The 4704-nt window shown below is 42.1% G+C and carries 4 protein-coding genes; 2 read left to right on the top strand and 2 right to left on the bottom strand.

What is annotated here, in order from left to right; all coding sequences use genetic code 11:
• Positions 1 to 81: 81 nt before the first annotated feature.
• Together LD39_RS08415 and LD39_RS08410 are read left to right on the top strand one after the other, a co-directional pair.
• The gene (locus LD39_RS08415) at positions 82 to 714 is read left to right on the top strand and encodes a class D sortase (RefSeq protein WP_035545147.1); all 633 of its coding nucleotides are present in this window, start codon (positions 82 to 84) and stop codon (positions 712 to 714) included.
• 125 nt (positions 715 to 839) lie between these two features.
• Positions 840 to 2336 carry a flavin monoamine oxidase family protein gene (locus LD39_RS08410; RefSeq protein WP_369793224.1) on the top strand — a complete coding sequence of 499 codons (1497 nt, stop codon included), beginning with the start codon at positions 840 to 842 and terminating at the stop codon, positions 2334 to 2336.
• Between the two features lie 52 nt (positions 2337 to 2388).
• On the opposite strand, the gene eis is transcribed toward LD39_RS08410, so the two are convergent.
• Positions 2389 to 3624 carry an enhanced intracellular survival protein Eis gene (gene eis / locus LD39_RS08405; RefSeq protein ID WP_035545146.1) on the bottom strand — a complete coding sequence of 412 codons (1236 nt, stop codon included), beginning with the start codon at positions 3622 to 3624 and terminating at the stop codon, positions 2389 to 2391.
• A 178-nt stretch (positions 3625 to 3802) separates the two neighbouring features.
• The coding region (locus LD39_RS08400) for an ABC transporter substrate-binding protein (protein ID WP_035545144.1) at positions 3803 to 4704 on the bottom strand (902 nt) is incomplete at its 5' end.

The following is a 4704-nucleotide window of genomic DNA, read 5'->3' as shown; positions in this document are numbered from 1 at the left end:
CGAATAATTTTAGTGATTCTTTATATAAATAAACCTTCCAAACTGCGTGTAACCATTTTTTTGAAAAAGAAGGTGATCTCTATGAAATGGATTGGAACGATTATTTTGGCTGCCGGACTACTCCTTACAGGTTGGAGCGGTTATCAATGGTATCTAGGAAAACAATCAGTTTCTGAACTTGCAACGAGCCAAACCGTAAGTGCCAACTCTGACAAACAGCATATACATAAAGAAAAGAGAGATGTTGCGCAGACAAACAACTTGCATAAAGCCCCTACTAAAAAGATAAACACGCTGGACTTTAATTATAAAAAAGGAGAACAGATGGCCTCCCTCCAAATCCCCAGCATCGGAAAACAATTTGATGTGTTTTGGGGTGCTGATGAACAATCACTGAAACGTGGTGTCGGTATGTATGTCAGCAAATGGACGACGGTTCCAAATATCGAAAGAGGCCACACCGTATTGAGTGGGCATCGTGAAACAGTCTTCACTGAGCTCGGTGATGTAAAAGAAGGAGATATTTTGACTGTACATTTTGACGGTCAAAACTATGATTATGAAGTCGACAAGACATGGGTCACAGACGCTGAGGATCGATCGGTCATTGTTGAAAAAGAAGAAGCGACGCTCACGCTGACAACATGCTACCCTTTTGAATTTTTAGGTGACGCTCCAGATCGCTATATCATTCAGGCCCATCTGAAAGAATAATAGAAAACTGTATCCCATAAGATACAGTTTTTTTATTCGCATCAATTCCCATATACTGGATGACCTGGGGTGGAATTTATTCCCTTTATTGAACGTAAATATTAGGAGTAAAGGGGGAATGGCCATTGAGCTTCCATCCATTTAATAATGTGCCTCGCTCCAATATTCAGAATGTGGAAGAGATGACTGCCATCATTCGTAACGGTTTGGTCAAGTCTGAGAACCCTAAAAATGTTCTTATTATTGGTGCCGGGATGGCGGGACTTACGGCTGGTTCCTTATTGAAAGAAGCGGGTCACAAGGTAACAATCCTTGAAGCCAATGACCGTGTTGGCGGAAGAGTTTTTACGGTAAGAGAACCTTTTTCACCTGGGGCTTATTTGGATTTCGGAGCCATGCGAATTCCGGAGAACCATTCTCTAGTGTTTGAATATATCCGGAAGTTCAATTTACCGACGAACAAATTTCTTAATACATCTAAAAAAGATATTCTTTTTGTAAATGGAAGAAAAACCACACGCGAACTATACGAGCAGAATCCAGATATCTTAAATTTCCCAGTAGAACCTCACGAAAAAGGAAAAACAGCGGCCGAGTTACTGATTGGGGCGGTCCAGCCTTTTCTTACCCTATACCAGTCCAGTTCTCCTCAAGAACAAAAGGAATTAATAAAAAAGTTCGATCAGTATTCGATTGAAAATTATTTACGCTTCAATCCAATCGGCCCCTCCCTCTCTCCGAATGCGATTCGCCTGGTCAAGGTCATGCTTGGAATTGAAGGTTTTGCAGAGCTTTCCTTTTCAAACATCTTATTCGATATCATTCAAACCGTCTTCAATGAAGATCTCAAATTCTACGAAATAACAGGTGGAAATGATCGGTTACCAAAATCATTCTTAAAAGAATTAGAATCCAATGTAAAATTTAATGAGAAAGTAGTACGAATCATCCACCGAGGTGATCAAGTTATCGCTCAAACCCGGAATATGAAGACTAATGAGTTCCATACCTTCTCCGGCGATTATTTGATCCTCACCCTCCCCTTTTCCGTCTTCCAGTTTATTGAGGTCATCCCATATCAAACGTTCTCTTTTGACAAGTGGAAAGCCATCCGTGAATTACATTACGTCGCGGCAGTAAAGGTTGGTATTGAGTTCAAACGCAAGTTCTGGGAAGAGGAAGGATTAGACGGAGCAAATCTGCTGACGGATTTCCCCAACCGATTTACGTATACCCCAAGCCCCGCCTCTGCTGAGCAAACGTCTGGTGTCGTGCTGGCCAGCTACAGCTGGGGAGACAATGCGAAACTTTGGAATGCCTTGCCTGGACCAGAAAGAATTAATCAAGCAATGCAGGACCTCGCTAAAATTCATGGCAATCAAGTCTATGATGAATTTCTGAACGCATACACCTGCAGCTGGAGTCTAAATCCTTATTCAGCTGGTTGCTTCACGCTCTTCAAGCCGAACCAGGCAGCTACCTTCCCTGACATCATCAACCGTCCCGAGGGCAGAATCCATTTTGCAGGAGAACACGCCTCCGACTTTCATGGATGGATTCAAGGTGCCGTGCAATCTGGGGTAAGGACGGCTTTGGAAGTTCATCAACGTCTCGATACCTAAGGGTTAAAAAAAGACCACTGAATTTTATTCAGCGGTCTTTAGAACTCTAATTTCAGAAAAAGGACCAGCACTCAGGCTTCGTCGAATGTTCGAACAATCGAAGTGCCTGATCAAGATGCTCAGTCTCCTTTACACGCGCCAATCCACCGAGGATCAATGATTCTAATGAGATGGCCCCCATCATCAAGGATGAAAAATCAGCGATTCCGATATGGATGTCGATATCCGCTTTTTCTTCAGTTAGCGATGGAGCCCCCTCAGTAAATTGCCACACATACTCATGCTCTTTATTCATCAACGTGTCAGAGATATTCCACCTTACTTTTAAGGTTTCCTTACCGAACGAATGCTTTTCCAGTGACTTCAAAAATAAAGGTACATCAACAATTCGGTACATCAGTCCGTGTCCCTGCTCGCTCGTCTTATGATAGATGCGGAAGATAAGCTCTTCGTCTTCATGACTGGGGTCTTCAAGCAAAAAAGAGAACTGCTCGTTAAATGTTGGAAGTTTAATCGAACGAACCTGATCTTTTTGAATATGTAAATAGTGAATCAGTGACTGGTATGCCTTTTGTGACGTCGTAATAAAGTCCGTGATATGAAGATCATTTTTCAGGAAATGGTCTCCTGTCCGCTGCTTAAACTGATAGACGATGTATCCTTCGATCTTACCGTTATTTTTATAGCCGACCGCATGATAATCTTCTAAATCCAGAAATTTAAATTCATAGATTTCTTTACTACATGATCCATGAGTATGATCTGCCCATTGGTGATAGCATGCCCTCACTTCTTCCTTATCCTGAGCATCAAGGATGATAACTGACTCAGATGAAGGGAACGCAGGAAGTTGGGATGGATGAAATTTATAAGTGTAAATGGGTGGGCCCAGGCCAAAACCCATCTTCTTATAAAAGGATGGCTGGAACGGATACAATTGGACAAGTGGGCGCTGGCGAGCTTTTGCATCCTCAATAAATTTTCGAATGATGGCTTTAGCGTGTCCTTGTTTTTTATTAGGCAAATCAACGGCTACAGTCCCTATACCTGAAGCAGGAATCTTTGTTTGATACATATTCACCAGGTGGTCGTATTCGATGTATCCGCCAACCATTCTCTCCTTCTCAAAGAGACCAATATGCCTAACACTCTCTTCCTCGTTCATTTTCTCCCGATGTTGCTGGTACCGTTCCTTCGCTTCCTTTGAATCCAGCTTCATCCCTGGATAGCACCTTCCAGATAACTCAGTAAAAGCCTTAAAATCTTGGATTTCTCTAAATTCCCTCATTTTCTCCTCTCCTTCCTAGCAAGTAAAATCATCGTCATACTGAATTATATCTCAAAAATGATAGATTTTCCGCTTTCTGCCACCTCAAGTCATCCAAATATTGGATGACTTGAGGTGGCAGAAATTAACATACCCTCATTAAAAACCGTCTTCCCACAATCGGAAAGACGGTTTCTGTTTACTTGTATTCTCCTAGAATCTCGACAGCTTTTTCGGTCAATGACGTATCAATTGCTTTATCAAAATCGAGGTTTCCGCGAATCGCGTCGTTTTCCTCATACATATCGTACTGTTTCTTGATGTCTTCAATGAACATTTTCCCATCAGGATCAAGTCCTGTCACAGATACCTTCTTCCAAATCGCTGGATCTTTCAAAGCTGTATGCTTTGTCATGATAGTGATGATTTCGTCTTTGTTTTCCCCTTTTACGAACGCATCATTATAATCACGGACCCCCTTCAAGTAAGCAGCCATGAATCGTAGGGAGACATCGGTTTCTTTATTGACGAATGACGGAGAGCCTAGAACCATGGCAATTTGTGCTTCTGGAGCAAAGTCAGTTGCATCCCCGAATCGCTTATGGAGACCCTGTTGTTCCCCTTGTGTAATAAGCGGTTCGATTTGCAGAGCGGCATCAATTGATCCATTTCCCATTGCCGCCAGCATATTTCCGAAATCAGACATGAGTACGAACTCGACATCCTCTTCCGTCAAACCAGCGTATTCCAGCATCCGATGAAAAATATAATCGTCTACAGCATTACGCGATGAAACAGCAATTCGTTTTCCTTTGAAGTCCTTATAGGATTGAATCTCATCTTCCAAATCATTACGTATTACGAACGAAAAATAAGATTTCCCATCAAAATAGTGTCCTTTATCCGCTATGATCTTTACATCAATACCTTGTGCGATTGCGTTGAAGAAAGAGGCCGTGGAAATTCCGCCGGCAATATCGACTTCTCCTGCAGCTAAAGCAGGAAGCATGTCATCGCTGTTTGCAAACTGAGTAAATTTCACATCAATATTATAGTCGGCGAAATAGCCTTTCTCTTTAGCAATATAAAAACCAGCCCCGG

Origin of the sequence: Halobacillus sp. BBL2006 (assembly GCF_000786645.1) — a bacterium.
GTDB lineage: Bacteria > Bacillota > Bacilli > Bacillales > Halobacillaceae > Halobacillus.
Note: the sequence above shows the minus strand (reverse complement) of the source record. Positions and strands in the feature narration are given on the sequence as shown.